This window comes from Actinacidiphila sp. bgisy144 (genome assembly GCF_057708105.1).
Window position 1 is genome coordinate 107,847 of record NZ_JBYIRM010000020.1, and the last position, 26,740, is coordinate 134,586.

Below are 26,740 nucleotides of genomic sequence, written 5' to 3' on the forward strand. Positions count from 1 at the left end.
GGGTGCTCAGCTCGTCATCTCGCGCAACCGCGCGTAGACGTGCAGGAGTTGCAGGAGCAGCGGCAGCAGCGCCATGGCGACGAGCATTTCGGTGATGTCGCCGCTGTGGCCCCATACGGGCAGCAGGCGGCCGGTGGGCAGCCGCCAGGCGGCGGCGAGCAGGGCGACGACGGTGAGCAGCAGGAGCGCGACGGCCACGCCGCGGTGGCCGGTGCCGCCGGTGGTCCACTGCTGGAGGAGCAGCAGCGCGAGGCCGCCGCCGGCGGCGATGACGGTGGGCACCCGCTGGAGGGTGCCGGTCAGGCCGCGGGAGCGCAGCAGCACCGCGGCGCCGAAGACCAGCGGCAGCGCCCAGCCGATCCAGCCGTGTTCATGGACCATGAACCAGAACACGACGCCGAAGCAGAGTGCGAAGCCGATGCTGAGGGCGTCGAGGTAGGAGGTGGCGGCGCGGACCCGGCGCTCGACCCGCTCCTGCGGTTCGGGCTCCACGTCCTCCTGCAACTCGGCTGCGTTGTGCGGCAGTTGGGGTACCCGCAGCCGGGCGGCGCGCAGGGTGATCCGGGGGGCGAAGTGGCCGAGGACGAACAGGGCGACGCCGGCCACGGCGACGGCCTGGCCGGTGCGCCAGTCGAAGGCGGTGCGCACTCCGATGGTGGCGGCCGTGGCGGCGGCGACGACGGCCGCGGTGCCGGGCACCAGGAAGGGCGTGGCGCGCAGGGCGACCAGTGCGACGGCGACCGCGGTGACGCACCCGGCGGTGACCAGCAGCCCGGGCACGCCCGGGTCGAAGCCGCCGCCGGGGCCGGTGCGGAAGGACAGTCCGGCGAGCGCCGCCATGGCCAGCGCGGCGATGCCGCCGGTCAGTACGGCGGCCGGGTCGGCCGTGAACCGGGCGCCGGTGACGGCGGCCGCGGTGAGGACCACGGCGGCGGCGCCCGCGCCGTATCCGGCGAAGTCGCCGGGGCCGCCGCTGAGCAGGGCGAGGGCGAGGAAGGCGGTGGCGAGCGCGGCCATCGTCAGGGCCAGCGCGCGGGTCAGTTCGGGGCGCCAGCGGCCGGGCAGGGCGCCCACGACGTGGGCGACGCCGTCGGCGATGTCGTCGAAGTGCAGGGTCGGCAGCGGTTCCTCGACCGGGCGCAGGTGGAGTACGTCGCCGTGGTGCAGGCCGAGTGCGTCGGGGGTGCCGTCGGGGTCGAGCGGCGGCTCGCCGAGGCGTTGCAGGGACCACGGCGTACCCCGGTCGCGCACGTCGGAGACGACGTGCTCCACGAGGACGGGCAGCAGCGCGGCCAGCGGCAGCGTGACGGGGATCGCCAGGTCGGCCCGGCCGCCGGGGCCGACGACGGTCACCCGGCACACCTCGGTGCCGGTGCCTGCTGCGGGTATCACGGAGGCACTGGTCATCGCGTCGCTCCTGTGCGGTGGGGCACGCCGCCGCCCCGGCCGCCGCGGGCGGCTCGGGGGGTGGCGACGGGGGTACGGTCGGCGGCGGCACTGCGGCGGTCGGGGGCGGCGTGGCGGCGGTTGCGGTTCACTCGGCGGCCACCAGTCCGGTCTGCATGAGCTTGACCGCGCGGCGGGTGACGAGTTGGGCGCGGCCGGCCGGCAGGGTGCGCGGCTTCGCCTCGCCGATGAACTTGCCCTCCTCCTTGGGATAGGAGAAGAGCAGGGCCGGGTTGCCCAGCTCCCACAGGCGGCGCAGCACCGGGTCCATCATGGCCCGCATCGCCCCGGAGGTGCTGCGGGCGACCACCAGGTGCAGCCCGATGTGCGGGGCCTGGGCCAGCAGCGGCACCAGCGGGGTCATCGGGGACGGGGCGCCGGGCGCGCCGGAGAACAGGTCGTAGTCGTCGATGAGCACGAACAGCAGCGGGCCGCTCCACCAGTCGCGGCGGGCCAGGTTCTCCGGTGAGATGTCGGCGCCGGGCACCCGCTTGCCGACCGACACCGCGGCGCTGGCGGCGAGTTGGCCGAGCGCGTCGCTGTCCACGACGTAGCCGACCCGGTACGCCTCGGGGACGGCGGTGAGCAGGCCGCGGCCGGGGTCGGCGACCATGATGCGGGCTTGCTCGGGGGTGTAGCGGGAGGTGATGGCGGCGATCACCAGCCGCAGCATGTTGGTCTTGCCGGTCTCGCTGTCGCCGAAGACCATCAGGTGCGGGGTGGTGGCGAAGTCGTGCCAGGCCGGTTCGAGGCGCTGTTCGTCCCAGCCCATGCAGACCCGCAGGTCGCCCTCGGCGGGCGGGAGTTGGGCGGCCGACAGCCGGCTGGGCAGCAGCCGGACGCCGGGGGCCGGCGTGCCGGTCCAGAAGGCGCCGATCTCCGCGACGGCCTCCTTGGTGGCCGCGGTCAGGTCCTCGGTGTGCGGGGAGCTGTCCAGGCGGGGCAGCGCGGCCAAGAAGTGGTGGCCGCCGGAGGTCAGGCCGCGGCCGGGCTGGTGCGGCACGGCCGCGGCGGCGCGGGCGCCGACCTCGGACTCCAGGGTGTCGCCGAGCCGCAGTTCGAACTTGGTGCCGAGCAGGTCGCGCAGCCGGGGCCGGAACTCCGACCAGCGCACCGCGGAGCCGATCACGTGGATGCCGAAGGACAGGCCGCGGGCGGCCATGTCGATGACGCGCGGCTCGATGTCCTCGTAGTCCTGGCGGAGCGTGCCCCAGCCGTCCACGACGAGGAACACGTCGCCGTAGGGGTCGTCGATCTCGCCGGCGGCGCGCTGGGCGCGGTAGCCGGCCATGGACTCCAGGCCGCGGGCGGCGAACTCGCTCTCGCGGCGCTCCAGGAGCTGGGTCAGTTCGGCGACGGTCCGCTGCACCCGGTCCCGGTCCAGGCGGGTGGCGACCGATCCGACGTGCGGCAGGCCGGAGGTGGACACCAGGCCGCCGCCGCCGAAGTCCAGGCAGTAGAACTGGATCTCCTGCGGGGTGTGGGTGACGGCCAGCGCCATCATCATGGTGCGCAGCATGGTGGACTTGCCGGTGCGCGGCGCGCCGACCAGGCCGACGTGGCCGTCGGCGCCGGACAGGTCGGCGGTGAGCAGGTCGCGGGACTGCTCGTAGGGCTTGTCGACCATGCCGATCGGGAAGCGCAGCGACGCCAGCCGCGGGTAGTCGGCGGCGCTCATGCCGCGCTCGGGGTCCGGCACGATCGCGGGCAGCACCTGGTCGAGGCTGACGGAGGAGTCCAGCGGCGGCAGCCACACCTGGCGGGCGGGCGGCCCGGCGTCCTCCAGCCGGTCGACGAGCACCTCGAGCAGGCTCTCCTGGCTGAGCGGTTCGCCGTCCGGGCCGACCTTCGGCCGGGCCTGCTCCTCGGCGGCCCTGGCCGCCTCGGCCAGCGCGGCTTCCTGCTCGGCGCGGGCGGAGAGCAGTTCGCCGGTGCGGTCCAGTCCGAAGGCGGTGACCTCCTGGGCGGCGCGCTGCTGCGCGGCGGGGTCGGCCCCGGCGGCGGGTTCGGGCGCCGGGCCGGAGACGTAGGCGGCCTTGAACCGTACGAGGTTGGTGGTGTCCACCTTCAGGTAGCCGTTGCCGGGCGCGGAGGGCAGTTCGTAGGCGTGGGAGACGCCGATGACGCTGCGGGACTCCATCGAGGAGAAGGTGCGCAGGGCCAGCCGGTAGGACAGATGGCCCTCGACCTTGTGGATGCGGCTCTCGTCCAGGCGCTGCGAGGCGAGCAGCAGGTGCACCCCGAGGCTGCGGCCGAGCCGACCGACGGACACGAACAGGTCCACGAACTCCGGTTTGCTGGCGAGCAGTTCGGAGAACTCGTCCACGATGATCAGCAGCGAGGGCAGGGGGGCGAGGGTGGCGCCGGCCAGCCGGGCCTTCTCGTAGTCGAAGAGCGAGGAGTGGCCGGCTTCGCGCAGGAGTTCCTGGCGGCGGATCATCTCGCCGTTGATGGAGTCCCGCATCCGGTCGACGAGGTGGATCTCGTCGGCGAGGTTGGTGATGACCGCGGAGGTGTGCGGGAGGCGGTCCATGTTGAGGAAGGTCGCGCCGCCCTTGAAGTCGACCAGCACCAGGTTGAGGACTTCGGAGGAGTGGGTGGCGGCCAGTCCCATCACCAGGGTGCGCAGCAGTTCGCTCTTGCCGGAGCCGGTGGCGCCGATGAGCAGGCCGTGCGGGCCCATGCCGCCCTGCGCGGACTCCTTGAGGTCGAGTTCCACCACCTCGCCCTCGTCGGTGACGCCGAGCGGGACCCGCAGCCGGGCCGACTGGCTCAGCCGGGGCCGCCACTTGGCGGTGGCGTCGAAGGTGCGCGGGTCGCGGATGTTCAGCAGCGACGTCAAGTCGAAGTCGGACTCCAGCGGCCGCTCGGTCAGGTCGATGGCGCCGCCGGTGCGCAGCGGTGCCAGGCCGCGGGCGAGGGTCTCGGCGGCGACGGCGCTGAGCGCGTCGGCGGAGGCGGACGCGGAGGCGTCGTCCCCGGCGGGGAAGCTGACGGTGCCGTCGCGGACGGTCAGCCGCAGCACGTCGTCGCCGCCGAGGAGGGTGCCGGTGGCGTCCAGCAGCAGGGTGTTGCGCAGTCCCTCGCCCAGCAGCCGCGAGCTGTCGGGCAGCCGGACACCCTGGGCGACGACCACGACGAAGGGCTCGGTGACGTTGGGCGAGGCGTCCGGGTCGTGGTCGGGGCGGTCGCGCACCTCGGGGCCGAGCAGCGCCATCAGCTCGTCGTGGTCGCCGGCGGCCAGCCGTACGGCGCCCGCGTCGTCCTGCTCGTCGGGGTGGGCGTTGTGCGGCAGCCACTTGACCCAGTCCCACTCGGCGCGGGCGGCCGGGCTGCCGAGCACGGCCACGCGCAGCTCGTCGGGGGCGTGCAGCACCGCCAGTTGGGCGATGATGGCCCGCATCAGCGCCAGCGCCTCCTGGCCGTCGCCGGCGAACTCCACCCGGGCGAAGCGCCGCAGCGCCACCGGGATCGGCAGGTCGGGCACGGTCTGGTGGGCGCGGGTGAAGCGGCGCAGCGAGATCGCGGTGAGGGGTTCGAGGTCCTCGACGGGCTTCGTCTGGGGCGGGAGGAAGGCCAGTTCGGCGCGGCGGATGCCCATGCCGATCCGGACCCGGGCGAAGTCCTCGTGGCTGGGCCGGCGTTCCCACAGCCGCGGCCCCATCGCGAACGCCCACAGCTCGCGCGGGTCGGGGTTGTCCCACAGCAGGGCGGCGCGCTGCTCGGCGGCGGCGGTACGGGCCTGGCGGCGCTTCTGCGCGAGGTAGCGGAGGTAGTCGCGGCGTTCGGCCCGCATCCGGCGGCGGCGTTCGGCGCTGCTGCGACCGACCTGGGTCAGCGTCATGCTGATCATCGCGACGCCCATCATCCCGGACATCATGTAGGTGGTCGGGCCCATGCTGCGGACGCTGAACATCAGCACCATGGCGCCGGCGCCCAGCCCCATCGGCAGATACAGCAGGGCCGAACCGAAGTCCACGCCGGCGGGTTCGCCCAATACCGGCGGCTCCGCGAGCTCCACCTGCCCGTCGGGCATCGGTGGCCCGTCGCGACGAGGTGAGCGCTTCACCGGCTTAATGGCCAACGCGGTGACTCCCGGTGTGATGGTGCATGCCGCTTCTTCCTGGGAGGCGACTATAGGGAATCCCGTCAGCGTTGCAACAGTCCCCCATTTCTTTTTTCACGCGCCCGACCTCTTGCCGTAACCGCTTCCCCGGGCCGTTCCGTGACCGGTTCGGCTGTCCGCATGCCCGCTTTGCACCGCGCGATCGGGCAGCGAAGGCTGTCTATTCCGGCCGCCGCCAACGGACGGCCCGCCGATAGCAACAGGCGATTATTCCCCGGGCATTCACCTTTAGTCCTCCGCACGTCGGTTACCTCGGGACCGGGTGGTCACGAAGTGGACACGGCGGTGTCGGCGGAAGGGACGCAGACTTCGAGACGGACGGCATCGCCGCAGGTGGGATGAGGTTTACGGATGCCGCCGCGCCCGTTCGCCAGGCACCCGGGCGACGTCGCCGGCGGTGGGCGGCAGCCGGTGATCGCCGCCCCGCGGCGGGCCCGCACCGCGTGTTTCACCGACTGTTTCACCATGCAACCGGTCAGCGCGGAAGCGCGCATCGGGCAGCCGGCCACCGGGAATCGGATCACCCGCGCGCCCCGCGGACCGACTCCGACTTCCTCCCCCACCGCGCACGGACGGGGAAAAGACGGCCCGAACAGCGCCTTCTGCGACCAAGAACCCAGTCGGGACAAAGGTCCCCACCGAGCCGACATCCGACAAAGCGGTCGCAGTCGGCTCACGGAACCCCGCCACCGGCCTCCGGGGCGGCCAGCTCAGGAGGGCCGGGGCAGACCACCCGCCCACCGCGGCCCGCGCGCCCACCGGTTTCGCACAGCCCGCACCGCCGGGAAGCCCGCGTCGGCCGGCGGGAACACCACATTCGCTTTCGGCCCACTCCAATTCGCTGCCCACGGCCCACTCCGCGCATTCCGCGAAGCGCCGCACCCATTTCCGCGGTGGCGAACTGCGGAGCCCATTCCACGAAATGGCAGGCCGCCGCCCATTCCGGCACCGAACATTGGCGCCCCCGGCCGCTGTTCCCTTCCCGCGGCACCCGCCGCCGGCGCCGCACCGGCCCGCCGGCACCGCCCCGCCATGGGCGCGCTCCCACCGCTCGACCTCTCCGCGTCCCCGCAGGCCGCAGGCTACCGGCCGGTACCGACACGTACGACGGGCGCCGTCGCGGCCAGGCCACGACGGCGCCCGTACGTAAGCCCACCAGGCAAGACGCGGTCCGTACCAATTACCGCGCATCCGGGAGCCATCACGACACGCCCGGGGTCTCCCCACTTTCTCCACGACCGGACGTGTGGTCGGCCGGGTGAAATACCGCCGACATGGTGGTGGCCACATGACTGCACTCGGTCACCGGAATTTCCCCAGTGCCCGGCGAGCGGTGCGAACCGCCCGCCGGGCACCCGGCCGCCGGACCGGCGCGGGAGTCGAAAACGGAACCCCCGCAGGTGCGTTGGCCGCGGCCGGCATCCGGCTAGGGAGCGGTGGGCACCGCGGTGGCGGTGAGGTCGTCGAACTGGGTCGCCGTCCCGTAGGTGTCCGTGCCCAGGCCCACCTGGCCCTGGGCATAAGTGGAGTCCGTGACGTCCGCGACGGCCGCACCGTCGATCCGCGCGGTGATCCGGGCGCCGACGAAGGTCAGTTGCAGTCGCGACCAGCTGTCCGCGGCGACCCCGGGAACCGTGCCCGAGGCGAGCACGCGGGTGGTCCTGTCCGGCGCGAGGACCTCCAGCGACCAGCTGCCGGAGTCCGCGAGCTTCAGGGAGTAGCCCTCCCACGCCGTGATCCGGCCGGCGCCCACCGTGTTGAGCTGACCGGCCACCCGGCCCATCAGCGTGGAGGTGGTGCCCTGCCCGATCCGTGCCTTGACCGACACCGTGTAGTCGCCCCACGTCGCGTCGCCCACCAGCGTGAGCGGGCTCGGCACCCGCGCCCACTGGATCGGCTGCCGGCTGATCATCTGCTGGAGGCACTTCCCCCGGCCCCGGCTGCCGGCCGCCGACTGCGCGCCCGCCTGGCAGGGTTCGACCTGGAAGGCGCCCTCCATGTCGGAGACGTAGCGCGCGCTGGCCCCCTCGCGGTAGCCGTTGAAGTCCTCCCGGTACGGCAGCGGCATCGGCTTCGAGGCGGGTGCCTTCGCCGCGGCCCCGCCCTTCCCGCCGGACACGGTGGTCAGCGTGGTGACGGTGCCGGGCTGGAGCGTGGCGGTGTGCGCGCCGCCGGCCGCCGCCGGCACGTCGGCGCCGTGCACGAACCAGTCGGCCGGGTCGGTGGAGTCCAGCGTGGTCGTCCACCGGTGCAGCGCGCCGCGCGGCAGGCCACCGGAGGGCGTCAGCGACACCGTCTGCGGGGCGCTCGCGCCCGTCGTCTCGAAGACGGTGGTGTACGAGGGGTGCGCGCCGGGCGATCTCAGCGTCACATAGGTGCCGCCGCCGTCGAGGTAGCCGCTGGCGGAGTCGATGTACTGCCAGCCCGGATGGGTGAACTGCGCGGTCTGCGCGACCGTCCACAGCGTCGGACCCAGCTGGTAGGCGCCGCTCCAGGGCTCGTTCGCCTTCAGCAGCCCGCTGCCCTGCATCTGCACCGTCGGGTACCAGGCGTACGCCACCGGCCAGTTGATGAAGCCGGTGATGCGCGCGTCGACGTACTCGTGGTTCATCTCGGCCGCCAGCCGGTCCGCGCCGGTCAGGTAGTTGTTCCAGCCGGACTCGCTGGCGAACAGCGGCTTGCCGAGACTGAGCGCGTCCGGGGTGCTGGAGCAGTGCACCGCGGTGCAGGGGTAGTGCACCCCGACCACGTCGGTGGCCGCGTCGAACGCCGGGTCGTTCTTCATGTCGGTGGCGACCTGCCAGCCGGCGTTGTCGGCGGCGACCACCTTCACCGAGCCGTAACCGTCGTGCTGGAGCGTGGACTTCAGCTGCTCGTACCAGGCCGCGTCCCAGCCCTTCTCGTTCCAGCCGCCCAGGTAGTCGATGTGCAGGCCGTGCTGCTTGGCGCAGCCGAGCCAGCTGGTGAGGTAGCGGATGTTGTCGGCGGACCAGAAGCCGCCGTCGAACCAGCCGGGCGCGCCCCACTCCAGCCCGTAGAACTGGATGTCGGGGTTGCGCTTCTGGGCCTGCTCCATCAGCCACCACTCGTAGCCGCGGTTGCAGTCCACGTCGGTGGCGGTGCGCATGTGGCTCTGCTCGGCGCCGTTGCTGGAGTTGGTGTCGGAGCCGATCTCCACCTTGAGGATCTGGAGCGAGGCGCCGTAGCCGGGCTTGAACATGTAGTCCAGCAACTGGCTGCGCTCGGGTTCGGGGTAGTCGGTGAGCAGCCGCGAGGTGCCGCCGCCCCCGCTGATCGCGCCGACCCCGGCGAAGGTGCGCCCGGTGCCGTTGCCGTCGACCGCGATCTGCTGCCCGCCCGGCTGGGTGGCCGCGCTCGCGCCGGGCGGCGGGGCGAGCAGTGCCACGCAGGCCAGCAGCGCGCTGCCGACCACCAGCGCGACGCGGTGCGGCAGCCGCCGCAGTCCGCGCGGCCGGCGCAGCCGGGCTCTTCGGGCGCGGGGCGCCGGGGGTGCCGTGGGAGTTGCCATCAAAGGTCGCCCTCCTTCGTCCGGGTCAGAGCCTGATGTGGGAGCGGCCCTTGGGGGCCTTGGTGGTGCGCGGCCGGCCGTGGTCGGGATGGACCTCGATCTGCGTGATCCCGTCGGCGTTGAGGTCGAAGGCGGCGCCGGTGTCGCCGAGCAGGAAGTTGCGGACCGCGACGCGTGCGCCGGTGGCGCGGAAGACCACCTTGCCGTCGCGCGCGAGGGTGGTGCGGTGCGGGCCGGCCGACACGTCGTAGCGGTGGCCGCGCAGTTGCACGTTGGACAGGGTGTTGGTGCCCGGCAAGGTGAGCGAGCCGAACATCAGCGCCGACGGGTCGCCGTCCCAGGGGTTGTCCGAGAGGAGCTCGTGCAGGCCCTGCACCGGCATCGCGTTGGACCAGGAGTAGGTCCGCCAGGCCGAGTCGACCGCCGGGCCCATGATGGACTGCCCCGGTTCGGGGTCGAAGGACTCGGGGAACCAGCCGTCGTTCGTCCAGGAGTCCAGGTACATCGAGGTGCTGCGGGTGGCGAACATGCCGGCGATGTCGTCGAAGCCGTAGCGCTTGACGCCGTCGTAGACGGTGGCGTTCATCGGCGGCCAGATCGCGCCCTTCCACTGCTCGGGCGCGGAGCCCTCGCCGTAGCGGTCGAAGAACTTGAAGTGCTCGGACTGCGGGTGCACCGGGCCGCCGGAGCAGTACGCCGGGTCGTTGCGGGCGATGCTGGGCACCACGTAGTCGCCCCAGAACATCTCCGGGTCCAGCAGGTGCGCCATCATCGTCCTCGCCCGCTCGGGCGTGGCGATGCCCGCGAACAGCGGGTAGAACACGGTCGGCGTGACCACCTCGTTCCAGCTGCCGTCGAGGTAGCGGCTGAGGTACAGGCCCTTGCCGGCGTGCCACAGGCGGTCGTTGAGGCGCTGCTTGATCGTCGCGTACTGGGCGGTGAAGCGGCGGGCGTCGGCGGCCTCGCCGAGGACTGTCGCCATCTTCGCCAGCGTCTCGGCGAGCAGGGCGTAGTAGGAGTTGAGCGGCACGTCGGTGAGGTTGGTGTTGTCGCGCTTGTCGCCGGAGCCGCCGACCTTGGCGATGCGCTGGTAGTCGGCGTAGACCGGCAGGTCGTCCAGGCCCAGGTGGTTGCCGCGGCCGCCGACGCGGTCGCCGAAGTACGGTGCCTCCAGCAGCCCGTCGCCGTCGGCGTCCCACTCCGGCATCAGGTCGTTGAAGGCGACCAGGTGCGGGTACGCCTTCTCCAGGACGGTGCGGTCGCCGAACTTCGTGTACAGCCGCCACACCGCGTACGCGTGCATCGGCCCGGAGTTCTCCTGGTCGTAGCGGGGGCCGACCAGGTCCACCTGGTTGGGCGGTGCGGGCTGGTCGAAGACGTCCGACTCGTGCTGGGTGGCGAGGGTCTGGCTGACCAGGGCGGCGTCGATGCAGTCGAAGGAGGAGTCCCAGCCGGTGAACAGGCCGCCACCGCCGCCCCAGCCCCACAGCACGTAGTTGCAGTGGTAGGTCCGGTCGTAGTTGGTGTTCAGCGACAGCGCGTCGCGCACCGCGTCCGCTGCCTGGCCCACCGGGCCGGAGCCGGTGAGGTTGGTGTCGCGGATCGCGGCCTGGGCGGCGGCGAGTCGGCGTTCGGCCTGGTGCGGCTCGGGCGGTGCGACCTTCGGGGTGCCGTGGTCGCTGATCGCCGCGGCGAAGGTGATGCTCTCGCCCTTGGCGAGTTCGTAGCGCAGGGCGGCGGTGGCGTCGCCGGCCGCGCCGGTGCCGCCGGTCATCGCCTTGGTCAGGTCGGTGACGGAGGCGTAGCAGGCGGCGCTGACCGGGGGTTCGGTGGGGGTCAGCCGCAGGTGGCCGGTGGCGGAGGTGTCCACCAGGCCGGGCGCGGAGCCGATGACACCGTTGCCGTCGAGCGCGAAGCTCGCGGTCTCCCCCGCGGTGGCGCCCCACGGCGTGCCGACCTCCAGGAAGACCGTGGTGTCGTCGGCCAGCGCGGTGACCGTGGCGACCACCGAACTGCCGTCGCCGGTGCGGGCGTAGCGGACCACCAGGTCGCGCTTCTGCTGCTGGGCGAGGTCGTACTTGGCCTGGATGACGGGGAGTTTGGCGGTGGCGTCCGCGACCTCGGCGGCCGACCACTGGTCGGGGTGGGCGATGACCTCCTTCAGCGCCTCCAGGTGCGCGGGCATCACCGAGCGGTCGTCGCTGCTGATGTGGACCTGCTTGAAGCTGCCGTCGGGGGCCATCGGGCCGATCCGCCACAGGTTGTTGGTCATCTTCTCGCGGATGACGGTGTTCGCCTTGGTGAGCAGGACCACGCGCACGGCGAAGCGGGCCTCGCCGGTGCCGACGAAGAGCGCGCCCGTCCAGTCCTGCTCCTTGACGCCCGGCATCGCGAACGGCCGCTTCAGCGTCGGGTACGGCAGGGGCGAGGACTGCCCGCCGTGGTTGCCCGCGGTGTCCGCGGCGGCCGCGGCCGTGCCGTCGGACGTGGTGCCGTCGGCGGCCGCCGCGATGTTATCGCTCGCAAGCGCGACCACCGTACCGCCGATGCCGGTCGCTCCGGCCGCCTTCAGAAAGCTTCGCCTGGGCATGTGACGATGGGTCATAAGACCTTCCGTTCCAGCGTCTGACGGGCCCTGCGCTTGACAACGGAGCAGGCCGGTACGGCACCGCCCGCCGCAGGGCCCGGGGGGGCTCACTGCCCCGAAGTGGGTTACGGCATGAACTGCATCACGGGCGACTCGAATTGTTAGCGCTCACGCGACGGGTGTCAACAGATCCGACATAGTTGCTCCCGCGGCCCCCGAACCCGCCGCCGGCACGCCCACGGCCTCGGCGTCGACGGCCAAGTCGGGCCGCAGACCTGGCAGATGCTCGTCGGCAGCTGACCGCCAGGCGCCTTGCGCAGCGTGGGCGCGGGGCGGGCAGGCCTTCGTGGCCGCCCGCCCCGCGCTCCTCCGTGACGGGCAGGTCCGGGGCGTCCGTTGGCCGTCCGGGGCGGCCAACACAGCGGTGTACGACCCCTATTGGGCGGAGACGGACAGGGGAGCTCCGGGGATTTTCCGGGGTGGCCCGGCGGGGGGCGGCTTGTTATGTTGCGGCGGAGAGCCGAACCCGACGATGGAGCAGCATGCCTTCCGTGGAAAATCTCTGGTGCCGTCGCTTTGTTCCCGCTCAGGACCCGGCCGCGCGCCTTGTCTGCCTCCCGCACGCGGGGGGTTCGGCGCCCTACTTCCGCCCGGTGTCGATGGCGCTCGGCAAGGAGTTCGACGTGATCGCCGTGCAGTACCCGGGCCGGCAGGACCGCCGCAGTGAACCGCCGATCACTGAGATGTCGGTGCTGGCCGACCGGGTCGCGGAGATCCTCGCCGCCGAGGACGACCTCCCCCTGGTCCTGTTCGGCCACAGCCTGGGCGCGATCCTCGCGTTCGAGGTGGCCCGCCGGCTGGAGGCGGAGGGCCGGCCGCCGGTCCGGATCGTCGCGTCCGGCCGCCGCGGACCGGCCACCCGCCGCGAGGAGGCCCTGCACCGGCTCGACGACGCCGGGCTCATGGCCGAACTGCGCTCGTCGGACGGCACCCACACCCTCCTGCTGGAGGACGAGGAGCTGATGCGCGCCGCGCTCCCGGCCCTGCGCGCCGACTACCAGGTGGCCGAGTGCTACGCCAGCGAGCCGTCGGCGACCGTGCGCAGCCCCATCACGGTGCTCACCGGCGACCAGGACCCCAAGACGACGCTCGACGAGGCCCGGCAGTGGGAACAGCACACCACCGGCGGCTTCGAGTTCGAGGTCTACCCGGGCGGGCACTTCTTCCTCGGCCAGCACATCCAGCCGATCATCGCCCTGCTCCGCAAGCACCTCACCCCGGCCTCCGCACCGACCAGCTGACCGCTCCGACCGGCCTCCCCGCCCGCTGGGCGCGGGTTCAGCGCCCGGGCGGCAGAAGGTCGGCGCGCCAGCGCACTTCGCCGTCGTGGAGCTCGCCGGTCGGGGCGAGCCCTGCGGCGGTGGCGACGGCGGCCGAGGCCGCGTGGTCCGGGTGGACGTGCGCGAGCACCGTACGGACGTGGTGGGCGGCGAGATGGCGGACCAGCCCGCGGGCCGCCTCCTTCGCGATGCCGCGGCCCTGCCACGGGGTGCCCACCACCCACGCGACCTCCGCGTACGACGCCCCGCCCGGCCCACCGCCCCCGCCGCTGCCCAGCCCGCCGCCCGCCCCACCGTCCCGCACCGTCGCCTGCACGGTACCCGCGAGCCGCCCCTCCGCGCGCAGCCGGATCACCCAGTTCAGCCAGGTCACCCCGGGCTCGGGTGCCCCCGCGACCAGCCGCTCGTACCGGGCCCGCAGCCCCGCGGGCGTCTCCGGCGCCCCGCCGATGTAGCGGTGCAGCGCCGGATCACCGAGCACGGCCGCCATCGGCTCCGCGTGCCCGGCCTCCAGCGGCAGCATCTCCAGCCGCTCCGTGCCGAACCCGCCGCCCACCGAGCCCACCGCGCCCACCGCGCACCCCTCTTCCCCGCCGCTGCTGACACCGCGGCCCCAGGCTACGGCAGCGCGGGCCGCCTCCCCGAAGCGGCGAGGCGGCCCGGGCGAACCGGCGGCCGGAAGCGCCAGGAGGCCGGAAGGGCCGGGAGCAGCCTCAGCGGCGCTTGGCCACGCTCCGCGCCCGCAGCCGGTCCGCGGTGATCGCCAGCCCCAGCACGCAACCGAGCACGATATTCGTGTAGTTGGGGTTGATCTGAAGGGTCGTCAGGCCGTTGTTGATCAGCTCCAGCAGGATGGTGCCCGCCACGATCCCGAGGATGCGGCCCTGTCCGCCGACCAGGCTCACCCCGCCGATGACCGCCGCGGCGATCGCCGACAGCTCCCAGCCGACCCCGACGCCGCTGGCCGAGCCGACGCCCATCCGGCCAAGCACCATCATCCCGGCGAACGCCGACAGCAGGGAGCTGGTGACGTACATCGACACCACCCGCCGGTCGCCGCGGATGCCGGCCAGCCGCGCCGCCTCGGGGTTGCCGCCGACCGCGTAGACCTGCCGCCCGGCGTACGTGCGCTCCAGGAAGAACCACGCCGCGATCGCCACCACCGCGAACAGGATCAGCGGCAGCGGGATCTGCGCCACGTACGTCTGGCCGACGTCGCCGAACAGCCCGCCGATCCCGGTGATCGAGGTGCCCGAGGTGATCGCGAGGGTGACGCCCTGCGCGACGGTGTACGTGACGAGGGTGACGACGAACGGGGCCATCTTCAGCCGGGTGACGGCCAGTCCGTGCAGCAGGCCCACCGCGCCCGCGATCACCAGCGTGACCAGGATCGCCAGGATCGGCGGCAGCCCGGCCCGTACGTTGAACCAGGACATCAGGATGACGCTGGTGCCCAGCAGCGCGCCCACCGACAGGTCGATGCCGCCGGTGAGGATCACCAGCGACTCCCCGATGGCGATCAGGCCGTACTGCGCCAGGTCGAAGCCCATCCCCTGGAGGTTGACCGCTCCGGCGAAGGTCGACTTGTCCACGGCCAGCGCGACGAAGACGACGACGCAGGCGGCCACCACGCCGACCTCGGGCGTTTCGATCAGGCGGCGGAGGAACGAGGGGCCCGGCGCGCTGCCGGGGTCCGCCTCGGTCGGCGCCGGTGCGGTGCTGGTCTTCATGCGCTTGCCTCTCCCTGCGGGCCCGCGCCCGGCCGCGTCCCGGCCGCCGCGGTCATGATCGCTTCCTTGCCGAACCGGTCGCGGGGGATGTCGTCGACGATCCGCCCGTGTGCCATCACCACGATCCGATGGCAGATCCACAGCAGTTCCTCCAGTTCGGAGGAGGCCACCAGCACCGCCATGCCCTGCTCGGCGGCGGCGTCGATCAGGCTGTAGATCTCGGCCTTCGCCCCGACGTCCACCCCGCGGGTCGGCTCGTCGAGCAGCAGCAGCTTCGGCTCGGCGGCCAGCCAGCGCCCGAAGACCGCCTTCTGCTGGTTGCCGCCGGACAGCGCCCCGATCGGCTGCTCCGGGCTGTGCAGGCGTACGCCCAGGTCGCCGATGATCCGCGCCGCGTGCGCCTTGTCCGCCTTCGGCCGCAGCACACCGCGGCTGCTGATCCGCCGCAGCGTGGTCAGCGTGACGTTCCACCGCACGGAGTGCGCCGCCAGCAGCGACTGCACCTTGCGGTCCTCCGGGACCAGGCCGATCCCCTTCTCGACCGCGTCCGCCGGGTGCCGCGGGCGGAAGTCGCGGCCCAGGAACTCCACCGACCCGCCGGTGCGCGGCTGCGCGCCCATCACGGTGTGCAGCAGCCGGCTGCGCCCCGATCCCATCAGTCCGGCGACGCCGACGATCTCGCCGGCGCGTACGTCCAGGTCGACCGGGCCGAGGCCGTCGGCGGTCAGCTCGCGGGTGCGCAGCACCGCGGTGCGCTCCACCGTGGACGGCGGCGCGAGGTCGGCGCGGGCCAGCTCGCTGCCGACCATCTCGCGGATCATCCGCTCCTCGGTCGCCTCCTTCGGGGTGAGGTCGGCGACGAGCTTCCCGCTGCGCAGCACCACCACCCGGTCGGCGATCGCCTGCACCTCGTCCAGGCGGTGGCCGATGAAGAGCACCGCGCCGCCGGCGGCGGCGTGTGCGCGGGCCAGGTCCAGCACCCGTTCGGCCTCCACCGGGCCGAGCGAGGAGGTCGGCTCGTCGAGGATCAGCACGACCGGGCGGTGGCCCCACGCCTTGGCGATCTCGATCATCTGGCGCACCGGCACCGGGAAGCGCTCGACCGGGCGGTCGACGTCGACATGGGTGACGCCGACCTCGGCGAGCAGTGCCCGTGCCTCCTCCCTGGTGCCGGTGCGGTCGAACACCGCCCGGCCCAGCAGCCCGCCGCCGGCCCGCTGCGGGCGCCGCCCGAGCAGCAGGTTCTCCGCGACGCTCAACTGCCCGACCAGTGGGAACTCCTGTGCCACCAGGGCCACTCCCAGCTCGCGGGAGTGGTCGGGGCGCCCGGGCTGGAGCGCCCGGCCGGCGACCTCGATGGTGCCGGTGGTGGGGGTGACGGTGCCGGACAGCACGCCCATCAGCGTGGACTTGCCCGCGCCGTTCTCCCCCACCACCGCGACGATCTGACCGCGGGCCAGGTCCAGCCGCGGGATGTCCAGCACCTTCACGAGGCCGTACGACTTGCTGACGTCGCGCAGCGACACCGCGCTCTCCTCGGCTGCGCCGCCCCGCTCTCCCCCGCCGCCCGGGCGGTCCTCGCCGCCCGGGCGGTCCTCGGCGGAGCCGGCCATCAGCCGATCCCCAGGCTGGTCAGCTTGGCCTGGTAGTCGGCGAGGTTGGTCTGGGTGACCAGGCCGACGCCGGAGCTGAGGGTGATGCCGTCGCTCTCCAGGTACGGCTGCGCGATCTTGAGGGTGGCGTCCTTGCCGAGCACCTTCAGCGCCGCCAGCAGGTAGGCGCCGGTGTAGCCCTGCTGGTAGGGCTGCTGGAGGACGGTGGCCTGGATGACGCCGGACTTGATGAACTTCAGCGTCTGCGGGTCGCTGTCGTCGGAGATGATCTTGATCTTGCCGGTCTTGCCGGCCGACTGGACGGCCTGGCCGGCGGACGGGCCGTCGTAGGAGTACACCCCGTACAGGCCGTTGACGTTCGGGTTGGTCTGGATCGCGGTCTCGGCGTTGGACAGCGCCTTGGAGGCGTCCATGCTGTCGCTGAGCTTCTGGGCGACCTTGATGCCCGAGCCCTTCAGGGCGTCCTCGAAGCCCTGGATGCGCTCGACCGCGTTGGAGGTGGTCAGCGAGCCGACCAGGATCACCACCTGGCCCTTGCCGCCGAGCGCCTGCTTCATCGCCTCGCCGGCCTTCTGGCCCGCCTGGTAGTTCGGGGTGCCCAGGTAGAGCGCGGCGCCGTCGTCCTTCGGCAGCGGGGAGTCGATGGCGAGCACCGGGATGCCGGCCTTGTTCGCGGAGGCGATCGGCGCCTTGATGGCCGTCGGGTCGATCGCGGAGACGCTCAGGCCGCTGATGCCCTGGCCGCGCAGCGTCTGGATGATCGACAGCTGCTGGTCGAGCCGGCCGTTCGCCGGGGCCTGGTAGGCGCCCTTGACGCCGAGTTCCTTCAGGCCCTTGTTGAAGCCCACCTTGCCGGCGTTCCAGTAGTCGGTGGCGACGTTGACCACCATCGCCTCGTTGAGCTTCGACAGGTCCTTGCCGGCCAGCGCCTGCTTCAGCGCCGCGTCGAGCTTGGCGAGGTTCGCGTCGTTGAACGCGATGTCGCCCTTGATCGCGGTGGCGGACGAGGCGGAGGAGGTCGAGTTGCCGGAGTTGTCCGAGGAGGACGAGCCGCCGGCCCCGCTCTTGCTGCACCCCGCCGCCGCGAGCACCACGGCGAGGGTCACGGCCGCGGCGCCCCAACGCCCGTATCCGGAAACGACGGCACCTTTGGCATCACGCATGGGCGAACTTCCTGTTCGGACGGTGACCTCGCGGTCATTGAGAGCGCTAACAATCCACTGAGTGGATCACATCCGCGGGCGTGGGCCGCATCATCCCCAACGCAGCTCACACAACCGGGCGGAGCGGTCGACGTTCACAGCCACAGGGGCCCGAACCGTCTGCACCAGTCGTGGCGGGTTCCTGTCACCCGCCGCCATAGAGTGTTAGCGCTCACGGAATCACCGTCAAGATGTTGAGCCGAGAAAAACCCCGTGGATCGCGAAGAGGTCGGCCCACGTCGCGGCAGACCCGCCGAAACGCCCGCACACGCTGCGGCTTCGCCCCGACTGCCCACGTCCGGCAGGGAGTTGACGGTACGCATCGTGTACGCGCACATGCACCGTGGACGGCCGCGCACCCGCACATCAGGGCCGCGCCGAGGGGGTGCGGGGACAGGTGCCGCGCACGCGCGCCGGGCACCGGCACGCACACGGGCACGGCGACGACCTCCGCCCGGGCGGCCCTCCCGTACCGGCGGGAGGACCGCCCGGGTGGGGCGGGCGGAAACGGGTGCCGCGGCGCCCTCACAGGCCCCCGGCGAGCCGGTAGTACGCCTGGTTCCAGCGGATCTCCTTGGCGAACTGCCGGATCTCGGTGCTGCCGTCGATGAGCAGCAGCTCGGTGCGGAGCATGTCCGCGAGGTCGGCCAGCTCCTCGGCGCCGACGGCGGTGGACAGCACCGTGTGGTGCGGCCCGCCCGCGGTCAGCCACGCCTCGGTGGAGGTGCGCAGGTCCGGCGCGGGCTTCCACACCGCCCGGGCGACGGGGAGCGCGGGCAGCGGCTCCAGCGGGGCCACGACGTCGATCGTGTTCGCCACCAGCCGGAAGCGGTCGCCGACGTCCGCCAGGCCCACCACGACCGCCGGGCCGGGCCGTGCGTCGAAGACCAGCCGCACCGGGTCCTCCCGGCCGCCGATCGACAGCGGGTGGATCTCGCAGCTCGGCCGGTCCGCGGCGATGCTCGGGCAGACCTCCAGCATGTGGGCGCCGAGGATGAGTTCGCTGCCGGGCGCCAGGTGGTAGGTGTAGTCCTCCATGAAGGAGCTGCCGCCCGCCTGCCCGGCCCCGGCGGCCTTGAGCGCGTGCAGCAGCGCGGAGGTCTTCCAGTCGCCCTCGCCGCCGAAGCCGTAGCCGTCGGCCATCAGCCGCTGCACCGCGAGCCCGGGCAACTGCCGCAGCCCGCCCAGGTCCTCGAAGTTGGTGGTGAACGCGCCGAACCCGCCGTCGTCGAGGAAGGCGCGCAGGCCCAACTCGATCCGGGCCGCGTACCGCAGGGACGCGTGCCGCGCTCCCCCCGCGGCCAGTTGCGGGTCGAGCCGGTAGGTGTCGGCGTACTGCGCGGTCAACTCCCCCACCGCCGCGTCGCCGACCGCGTCCACCGCGGCCACGAGGTCGTTGACGCCGTAGGTGTTGACCGACACGCCCAGCCGCAACTGCGCCTCGACCTTGTCGCCTTCGGTGACGGCCACGTCCCGCATGTTGTCGCCGAACCGGGCCAGCCGCAGCGTGCGCAGCGCGCCGTAGCCCAGCGCGGCGCGCATCCAGGCGTGGATGCGGGCGAGCACCGCGGGGTCGGAGACATGGCCGGCGACGGTCTTGCGGGCCACGCCGATCCTGGACTGGATGTACCCGAACTCGCGGTCGCCGTGGGCGGCCTGGTTGAGGTTCATGAAGTCCATGTCGATGGTGGACCACGGCAGTTCGACGTTGGCCTGGGTGTGCAGGTGCAGCAGCGGCTTGCGCAGCAGGTCCAGCCCGGCGATCCACATCTTGGCGGGCGAGAAGGTGTGCATCCAGGCCACCAGGCCGACGCACCGCGGCGCGGAGTTGGCGGCGAGCACCACCTCCGTGATCGCGGCGGCGTCGGTCAGCACCGGCTTCCAGACCGTGCGGACCGGGGCGCCCGGGGCCGCGGCGAGCCGGTCGCAGATGGCCTGCGACTGCTCGGCGACCTGGGCGAGGGTGTCGTCCCCGTACAGGCCCTGACTGCCGGTGAGGAACCAGATCTCGGGTGCGGCGGGCGATGTCATGCCTGGGACTCCTTGCCGACGGACGGCCCCTGCTGGCCGTAGACGTTCTGGTAGCGGTCGTAGAGCCGGTCGACCGCGCCGGGGTCGATGGGCAGCGGGGCGCCGAGCTGGCGCGAGATGTGCACGCTGCGCGCGACGTCCTCGCACATCACCGCGGCCTTCACCGCCGCGCGCGCGTCGCGGCCGACGGTGAACACGCCGTGGTTCTGCATCAGCACCGCGGGCGAGCGGTGCCCGGTCAGCGTCTCCACGATGCCGCGGCCGATCGAGTCGTCGCCGATCAGCGCGAACGGGCCGACGGGTATCTCAGCGCCGAACTCGTCGGCCATCGCGGTCAGCACGCAGGGCACCGCCTCCCCGCGGGCCGCCCAGGCGCAGGCGTAGGTGGAGTGGGTGTGCACCACGCCGCCGACGTCCGGCATGTGCCGGTAGACGTAGGCGTGGGCGGCGGTGTCGGACGACGGTGCCAGGTCGCCTTCGACCACGTTGCCGTCGAGGTCGCAGACGATCATCGCCTCGGGGTTGAGCCGGTCGTAGTCCACGCCGCTGGGCTTGATCACGAACAGGTCGCGGCCCGGCACCCGGCCGGAGACGTTGCCGGCCGTCCACACCACCAGCTGGTAGCGGACGAGTTCGCCGTGCAGGTCGCTGACCTGGCGGCGCAGTGCGGCGACGGCGGCGGTCCCGGGCCCGGTGGCGGTCGCGGCCCCGGCCCCGGTGGCGGTCACGGTGGAGTCCTGCTGCTGGTGCTGTTCCTCTTGCTGCTGCTGTGGGTTGCTGCTCATGGCAATGCGGACCTCGCAGGATGGGTGAGCGTTAACAAAGAGGGGGTGAGCGCTAACATTTGGCTGGTCCGAGTCCGGGTCGGTCCCGGTCAGACCGCCCCGGCGGCCTCGGCGCGCAGCGCGCGCAGCCGGTGCATCGCGTCGCTGCCGCCCCGGCCGAAGTGGTCGTGCAGCTCGCGGTACTCGGCGTACAGGCGGTCGTAGGCGGCCGCACGGGCGGGGTCGGGCAGGTAGGCGCGGCGCTCGATCCGGCCCATCGCCGCGGAGGCGGCGCGGATGTCGGGGTGGGCGCCGGCGGCGACGGCGGCGTGGATCGCCGAGCCCAGCGCGGGCCCCTGGTCGGAGGCCATCAGGTTGATCGGGCGGCCCAGTACGTCGCTGTAGGTCTGCATCAGGAAGCGGTTGCGCAGCAGGCCGCCGGCCGCGGTGAACTCCGTCACCGGCACCCCGGACCGCTCGAACGCCTCCACGATGGTGCGGGCGCCGAACGCGGTGCCCTCGATCAGGGCCCGGTAGACGTCCTCCGGCCGGGTGTCGAGGGTCAGCCCGACCAGCAGCCCGGACAGGTGGTGGTCCACCAGCACCGACCGGTTGCCGCTGTGCCAGTCCAGCGCGACCAGGCCGTGCGCGCCCACGGCCTGCGCCGCGGCCTTCTCGGTGAGCAGCTCGTGCGCGGAGATGCCGCGCCGGCGGGCCTCGTCGGCGTACTCCTGCGGGGTGGTGGTCCGCACCGCCCAGGCGAAGAGGTCGCCGACACCGCTCTGCCCGGCCTCGTAGCCCCAAAGGCCGGGCACCACACCGTCCTTGACCACCCCGCACATGCCCGGGACCTCGGCGAGCACGTCGGAGTTCATGATGTGGCAGGTCGAGGTGCCCATGATGGCCAGCATGTGGCCGGGGTCGAGCGCCTGGGCGGCGGCGGAGGTGACGTGCGCGTCCACGTTGCCGACCGCCACCGGGGTGCCGGCCCGCAGCCCGGTCAACGCCGCTGCCCGCGCGGTGAGTCCACCCGCGGCCGCGCCCAGCTGCGAGAGCGGGTGCTCCAGCTTGGCGGTGAAGTCCGCGAAGTCCGGGTGCAGCGAGGCCAGGTACTTCGCGTCGGGGTAACCGCCGTCCTGCCGGATGCCCTTGTAGCCGGCCGTGCAGGGGTTGCGGCTCTCCGCGCCGGTCAGCTCCCACACGATCCAGTCCGCGGCCTCGATCCAGCGGTCGGCGGCGGCGTAGACCTCCGGGTCCTCGCGCAGCAGTTGGAGCGCCTTGGCGTACTGCCATTCGCTGGAGATCTTCCCGCCGTACCGGCCGAGCCACGGCTGCCCGCTGTCCAGGGCGCGTTCGACGATGAGGTCCGCCTCGGGCTGCGCCGCGTGGTGGCGCCAGAGCTTGGGGTAGGCGTGCGGCCGGCCGGCGAAGCGCGGCAGTTCGCTGAGCGGTGTGCCGTCGGCGGTGGTGGGCAGCACCGTGCAGGCGGTGAAGTCGGTGCCGATGCCGACGACCTGCTCCGGTCGCACCCCGGCCGCGGCCAGCGCCCGCGGCACCGCGAACCGCAGCACGTCCCGCCAGTCCTGCGGCACCTGGAGCGCCCAGTCCGGGGGCAGCGTGCGGCCGCCGCCGGGCAGCGCGTGCGACACCACGCCGTGGGTGAACTCGTGCACCGCGCTGCCCAGTTCGCGGCCGTCCTCGACGGCGACGACGAGCGCGCGGCCGGAGAGCGTCCCGAAGTCGACGCCGACGGTCACGGCGGGTGGATCGGTGGTCATGTCTGCCTCCAGTCGTACGAGGGCGCCGGGCGCGGGCGGAGCGCCCGGCGGCCGCTCGGGTGGGGTGAGGTGAGGTAGATGGGGGGGTGGCGGGCCTGCGGGCGGGGGCTCACGTGTTCCCGCGGCGGGGGTGGGGCGGGGCGGGCGGGTCCGGCTCGCCCCGCCGTACGGGCGGGCGCCGGGGCGGTCGGGGCGGTTGCGGCGGACAGGGCGGTCGGGGCGGGCCTGCCGTCGGCCGGGGGTGGGCACCCGCAGCGCCCCGCCCCGCTCCCGCACCGCGGACCGCCGGCTGTCAGGTGCCGGCCGGGCGCGGGTCAGGACGGGGTGCTGCTGCGGCGGACGATGAGGCGCGGCTCGATCACCACGCGCTCGTCGTCGTCACCGGTCGACCCGGCCTCCAGTCTGCTGATCAGCAGCCGGATGCTGGCCTGGCCGACGGCGGCGAAGTCCTGGCGGACGGTGGTGAGCGGCGGCGCGAAGTACTCGGCCTCGGGGATGTCGTCGAACCCGGCGATCGCGACCTGGCCGGGCACCGACAGCCCGGCCTCGCGGAAGGCGCGCAGCACTCCGAGCGCCATCTGGTCGTTCGCCACGAACACCGCCGACAGCCCGGTGGCGCCCGGGCGCGCGCCGCGCGCGACCACCCGGCCGGCCAGCTCCTGCCCGGCGCGGTAGCCGCACAGCGGTGTCCAGTCGCCGATCAGCGGCTCGGGCACCTCGGCGCCGGCCTCCTCCAGCGTCGTGCGCCAGCCGACGGCGCGGGCCTCGGCCTCGAACCAGCTCGGCGGCCCGGCGACGTGCCAAACGGTGCGGTGCCCGGCGGCCAGCAGGTGGCTGGTGACCAGGCGCGCGCCGAGCTGCTGGTCGACCGACACGCCGGGGATGGGCAGCGAGTGCCCGCCCTCCACGGTCACCACGGGGAAGGGCAGCTTCAACTCGGCCAGGGCGCTGACCGCGTCGCGGTGCGGGACTATCACCACGATGCCCTCCACGCCCCAGTCGCTGAGGTGGTCGATGGCCTCGCGCAGCGCCGCGGCGGTGTAGCGGCGCAGGGTGACCGTGGAGACCATGTAGCCCTCCTCGCGGGCGGCCTCCTCCAGCCCGAACAGGGTGCTGGACGGGCCGAACAGCGTGGGGTTGCACGCCACGACGCCCAGGGTCAGGGTCCGGCGGGTCACCAGCGCGCGGGCCGAGGAGTTGCGCCGGTAGCCGAGTTCCTCGATCGCCCGCTGGACGTCGGCCCGGGTCGTCTCCCGCACGTTCGGGTGGTTGCTGAGCACCCGGGAGACCGTCTGGTGTGACACTCCGGCCAGTTGGGCGACGTCCGCCATCGTGGGCGCCCTCCGCCTTCCGGCGCTCTCCGCAGTCTGCGACATGACCCTCCGATCGGTGACGAGGTCATTGTTAGCGTTCACAGCGAACGCGTCAAGGTCATGACGGCAATCGGGTGGCGAAGCCCCCACCGGCCCCACCGCCTCCTCGGGGCGTACCCCACGCACCCCGTCCCCCGCCGCGGCAGCGGCAGTTGGGCACCGAAAGCGGTGGGGCGACCGTATCCCGGAACGCCCGCGCCGCGCGGCCCGACGCGCCGCCCCGGGCTCCGCAGCTCGCGGGAGGCGGCCAGCGGCCGTCGGACACGCCCCGGCGCCCGACGGTCGGGGGCGTCCACGCAATGGCACGGCACGGCACGGCGCCGCACCGGAACAGGTCACCCCCGCCAGCGCTCACGGGTGAGGGCATACTCGACGTCGCCGTGTTCCGCGCCCGCGATGGGATCGGGCCATTCCTCGAAGAAGGTGCGGACCAGGCAGAGCCCGGCCTTCTCCATGACGCGCCGGGACGCGGTGTTGACGGTCATCGTGGTGGCCACGATCCGGTCCGCCCCCAGTTCGGCGAACGCGTGGTGCACCAGGGCCCGTGCGCCTTCCGTCGCGTAGCCGAGGCCCCAGGCGGACGGCAGCAGCCGGTAGCCCAGTTCCGTGCCGCCGCCGCTCAGCCCCGCGCTGGTCGCGGGCCGCAGCGAGAACCACCCGAGGAACGCCCCGGACCGCCGCCGCACCGCCGCGAAACAGCCGTGCCCGCGCGGAGGTTCACCGTACTCGCGCAGCATGCGCGGGAGCTGCCGGCCCACGACCACGGACCGGGGCACGGGACGGCCGTCGCCGATGTACCGCATGACGTCGGGGTGGCCGTGCAAGGCGGCGAGATCGCCGGCGTCCGCCTCGGTGAAGCGGCGCAGGGTCATGCGCGCGGTGTCCAGACGGCTCTCCACGACGCCGATTCGAGCAGGCCGTCCGCCGCGGGGCAACCGCGTTTCCCGCGACCCGGCCCCCGCCGCACCCCACCGCGCCCCACCGCACGCGCATCCCGAGAATCTACAGCTCGATGACAAAAATCGACGAGGTGTAGACTTTTTACCGGCGGGGACCGGACGGGTTTCCCGCGCAAGCTTCTGGAGGAGTTGTGGTGCAGCAGCAGAACTGGCTGATCACGGGTGTGAGCACAGGTCTCGGCCGGGCGTTCGCGCAGGCGGCGCTGGACGCCGGGCACACGGTCGTCGGCACGGTCCGCGCCGAGCGGGACCGGGCGGCGTTCGAGGAACTGGCGCCCGGTCGCGCGCACGCCCGCATCCTCGACGTGACGGACGACGGCGCCGTGGTCGCGGTGGTCGACGAGGTGGAGCGCGCGGTCGGCCCGCTCGACGTGGTGCTCGCCAATGCCGGGTACGGCCTGGAGGGCACCTTCGAGGAGACCCCGCTGAGCGAGGTGCGCCGCCAGTTCGAGGTCAACGTCTTCGGCGCGATGGCCACCTTGCAGGCCGCGCTGCCCCACATGCGCGCGCGCCGCCGCGGCCGCCTCATGGCGGTCACGTCGATGGGCGGGCTGATGGCCGTCCCGGGCATGTCGGCGTACTGCGGCAGCAAGTTCGCCCTGGAAGGGGTGCTGGAGGCGCTGGGCAAGGAGGTCGCGCAGTTCGGCATCCATGTGACCGCGATCGAGCCCGGGTCCTTCCGCACCGACTGGGCCGGGCGGTCGATGACCCGCGCCGCGCGTACGGTCGACGACTACGACGAGCTGTTCACGCCGATCCGCCAGGCGCGGCAGAAGGCCAGCGGCAACCAGCTGGGCAACCCGGCGAAGGCCGGGGAGGCGGTCGTGCGCATCGCGTCGGTGGAACAGCCGCCGGCGCACCTCGTCCTCGGTTCGGACGCGCTGCGCCTGGTGGCGGCCGCGCGGGCGGCGGTGGACGAGGACATCCGGACGTGGGAGGAGCTGTCGCGGACGACGGACTTCGCGGAGGGGGCTCAGCTCTGATGCCCGAGCCCCGAAGCGACCCCCGCCCCGCGCGCGGCCGGCGCGCCGGTGAGCGCAAGGGCGACCTGCGGGAGCGGGCGATCCTCGACACGTGCGAGGCCCTGCTCGCGCGCAAGGGGTACGACGCGATGACCGTCGGCGACATCGCCCAGGGCGCCGGGATCACCCGCGGCGCGCTGTACTTCTACTTCGGCTCGAAGCAGGAAGTGGTCACCGCGCTGGTGGCGCGGACCGTCGAGCACCTGTGGGAGCGGTCCCGGGCCACCGCGCGCAGCGACGACCCGCGCCTGGCCGTGGCGGCGGCGATGCGGCGCACGGTGGAGCTGTGGCGCGAGCACGGCCTGGTGATGCGCACCGCGATCGACCTGTCGTTGACGGTGCCGGAGATCGGCGCGCTGTGGGACCGTACGGCCGACCTGTTCATCGCGGCGATCACCGCCGTGCTGGAGCGGGCCGGGGTACGCGCCGGCGAGGGGCCGGACGGGGCGCCGGCGATGGGGCGGGCGCTGTGCTGGATGGTCGAGCGGAGCTTCTACCACGCGTGGCAGCCGGACTCCCCCGACCGGCTCCAGGAGGCGTCCGCGACCTGCGAGCACATCTGGCTGACCTGCGCGGGCCTGGCACCCTGACGCAGCGGCGGTCGGGCGCGGAAATCCGTTTGCCCCCGCCGGCCGCGGCCCGGTAGGAAGCTCGCATGCTACGAGGCGACAAGGTCGGGCTGCGGGCCCGCCACGAGGACGACTACCCCGTCCTGCGCGAGGAGATGTTCAACGACGTCGTCTACTCCTCCCGGTCGGGTGTCGACCCGTGGCGGCCGGTCCCGGCCAGTGCGAAGGACCCGCGGCTCGCGGCCGACGGCAAGGACGACACCGCCGTCCCGTTCGCCGTGGTGGACCTGGCGGACGGCGCCCTGCTCGGCACCGCCACCCTGTGGGGCATCGACAGCCACAACCGCCTCGCGCACGTCGGGGTCGGGCTGCGCCCCCGCGCCCGCGGCCAGGGCTACGGCACCGACGCCCTCGCGGTGCTGTGCCACTACGCGTTCGTCGTCCGCGGTCTGCGCCGCCTCCAGGCCGAGACCCTCGCCGACAACACCGCGATGCTGCGCGCCGCCGCGACCAACGGCTTCGTCCGCGAAGGCGTGCTGCGGGCCAACGCCTACGTCCTGGGCGAGATCCTCGACGAGGTCGTCCTCGGCCTGCTCGCCGAGGAGTGGCCCCCGGCCTCCTGACCCCTGGCTCCTGACTCCTGACTCCTGACTCCTGACGGCGCGGCGGGC

Annotated in this window: 17 protein-coding genes; 4 read left to right on the forward strand and 13 right to left on the reverse strand. The window is 73.3% G+C overall.

The window, feature by feature from the left end; translation table 11 throughout:
* Positions 1 to 6: 6 nt before the first annotated feature.
* The 4 genes from eccD to AC3EVP_RS22925 form a co-directional block, all read right to left on the reverse strand.
* A complete protein-coding gene (eccD, locus tag AC3EVP_RS22910; RefSeq protein WP_335979200.1) occupies positions 7 to 1,407 on the reverse strand; it encodes a type VII secretion integral membrane protein EccD in 1,401 nt (466 codons plus the stop codon).
* A gap of 127 nt (positions 1,408 to 1,534) precedes the next feature.
* Positions 1,535 to 5,482: a type VII secretion protein EccCa gene (gene eccCa, locus AC3EVP_RS22915; RefSeq protein ID WP_435132477.1), complete on the reverse strand. Its 3,948-nt coding sequence runs from the start codon at positions 5,480 to 5,482 to the stop codon at positions 1,535 to 1,537.
* Positions 5,483 to 6,998: 1,516 nt separating this feature from the next.
* On the reverse strand, positions 6,999 to 9,101 hold the full coding sequence (locus AC3EVP_RS22920; RefSeq protein WP_435132480.1) for a glycoside hydrolase family 30 protein: 2,103 nt from the start codon (positions 9,099 to 9,101) through the stop codon (positions 6,999 to 7,001).
* 25 nt (positions 9,102 to 9,126) lie between these two features.
* Positions 9,127 to 11,691: an MGH1-like glycoside hydrolase domain-containing protein gene (locus tag AC3EVP_RS22925; protein ID WP_435132482.1), complete on the reverse strand. Its 2,565-nt coding sequence runs from the start codon at positions 11,689 to 11,691 to the stop codon at positions 9,127 to 9,129.
* Between the two features lie 539 nt (positions 11,692 to 12,230).
* Here AC3EVP_RS22925 and AC3EVP_RS22930 point away from each other — a divergent pair.
* Positions 12,231 to 12,989 carry a thioesterase II family protein gene (locus tag AC3EVP_RS22930; protein ID WP_335979191.1) on the forward strand — a complete coding sequence of 253 codons (759 nt, stop codon included), beginning with the start codon at positions 12,231 to 12,233 and terminating at the stop codon, positions 12,987 to 12,989.
* Positions 12,990 to 13,026: 37 nt separating this feature from the next.
* Here AC3EVP_RS22930 and AC3EVP_RS22935 read toward each other — a convergent pair whose 3' ends face one another.
* From AC3EVP_RS22935 to AC3EVP_RS22975, 9 genes are all read right to left on the reverse strand, one after another.
* Positions 13,027 to 13,551 (reverse strand): GNAT family N-acetyltransferase, encoded by a 525-nt coding sequence (locus tag AC3EVP_RS22935; RefSeq protein WP_435132569.1) that lies wholly within the window; start codon positions 13,549 to 13,551, stop codon positions 13,027 to 13,029.
* Positions 13,552 to 13,741: 190 nt separating this feature from the next.
* Entirely contained in the window at positions 13,742 to 14,758 is a 1,017-nt protein-coding gene (locus AC3EVP_RS22940; RefSeq protein WP_435132486.1) for an ABC transporter permease, read from the reverse strand.
* Entirely contained in the window at positions 14,755 to 16,371 is a 1,617-nt protein-coding gene (locus tag AC3EVP_RS22945) for a sugar ABC transporter ATP-binding protein (RefSeq protein ID WP_435132489.1), read from the reverse strand. Before AC3EVP_RS22945 ends, AC3EVP_RS22940 begins: the two co-directional genes overlap by 4 nt.
* On the reverse strand, positions 16,371 to 17,534 hold the full coding sequence (locus AC3EVP_RS22950; RefSeq protein WP_335979186.1) for a substrate-binding domain-containing protein: 1,164 nt from the start codon (positions 17,532 to 17,534) through the stop codon (positions 16,371 to 16,373). Before AC3EVP_RS22950 ends, AC3EVP_RS22945 begins: the two co-directional genes overlap by 1 nt.
* 564 nt (positions 17,535 to 18,098) lie before the next feature.
* Positions 18,099 to 19,604, reverse strand: coding sequence for an L-arabinose isomerase (araA, locus tag AC3EVP_RS22955; RefSeq protein WP_335979184.1), 1,506 nt, complete (start codon positions 19,602 to 19,604; stop codon positions 18,099 to 18,101).
* Entirely contained in the window at positions 19,601 to 20,389 is a 789-nt protein-coding gene (locus tag AC3EVP_RS22960) for an L-ribulose-5-phosphate 4-epimerase (protein ID WP_435132492.1), read from the reverse strand. The genes araA and AC3EVP_RS22960 overlap by 4 nt, the downstream gene beginning before the upstream one ends.
* A gap of 89 nt (positions 20,390 to 20,478) precedes the next feature.
* The gene (gene araB / locus AC3EVP_RS22965) at positions 20,479 to 22,146 is read right to left on the reverse strand and encodes a ribulokinase (RefSeq protein ID WP_435132495.1); all 1,668 of its coding nucleotides are present in this window, start codon (positions 22,144 to 22,146) and stop codon (positions 20,479 to 20,481) included.
* 314 nt (positions 22,147 to 22,460) lie between these two features.
* Positions 22,461 to 23,522 (reverse strand): LacI family DNA-binding transcriptional regulator, encoded by a 1,062-nt coding sequence (locus tag AC3EVP_RS22970; RefSeq protein WP_335979179.1) that lies wholly within the window; start codon positions 23,520 to 23,522, stop codon positions 22,461 to 22,463.
* A gap of 332 nt (positions 23,523 to 23,854) precedes the next feature.
* A complete protein-coding gene (locus AC3EVP_RS22975) occupies positions 23,855 to 24,418 on the reverse strand; it encodes a GNAT family N-acetyltransferase (protein WP_435132498.1) in 564 nt (187 codons plus the stop codon).
* A 194-nt stretch (positions 24,419 to 24,612) separates the two neighbouring features.
* On the opposite strand from AC3EVP_RS22975, the gene AC3EVP_RS22980 reads away from it, so the two are divergent.
* From AC3EVP_RS22980 to AC3EVP_RS22990, 3 genes are all read left to right on the forward strand, one after another.
* The gene (locus AC3EVP_RS22980) at positions 24,613 to 25,461 is read left to right on the forward strand and encodes an oxidoreductase (protein WP_435132501.1); all 849 of its coding nucleotides are present in this window, start codon (positions 24,613 to 24,615) and stop codon (positions 25,459 to 25,461) included.
* A complete protein-coding gene (locus tag AC3EVP_RS22985) occupies positions 25,461 to 26,090 on the forward strand; it encodes a TetR/AcrR family transcriptional regulator (protein ID WP_335979172.1) in 630 nt (209 codons plus the stop codon). Before AC3EVP_RS22980 ends, AC3EVP_RS22985 begins: the two co-directional genes overlap by 1 nt.
* A 65-nt stretch (positions 26,091 to 26,155) precedes the next feature.
* Positions 26,156 to 26,692, forward strand: coding sequence for a GNAT family N-acetyltransferase (locus AC3EVP_RS22990; protein ID WP_335979170.1), 537 nt, complete (start codon positions 26,156 to 26,158; stop codon positions 26,690 to 26,692).
* The last annotated feature ends 48 nt before the right edge of the window (positions 26,693 to 26,740 follow it).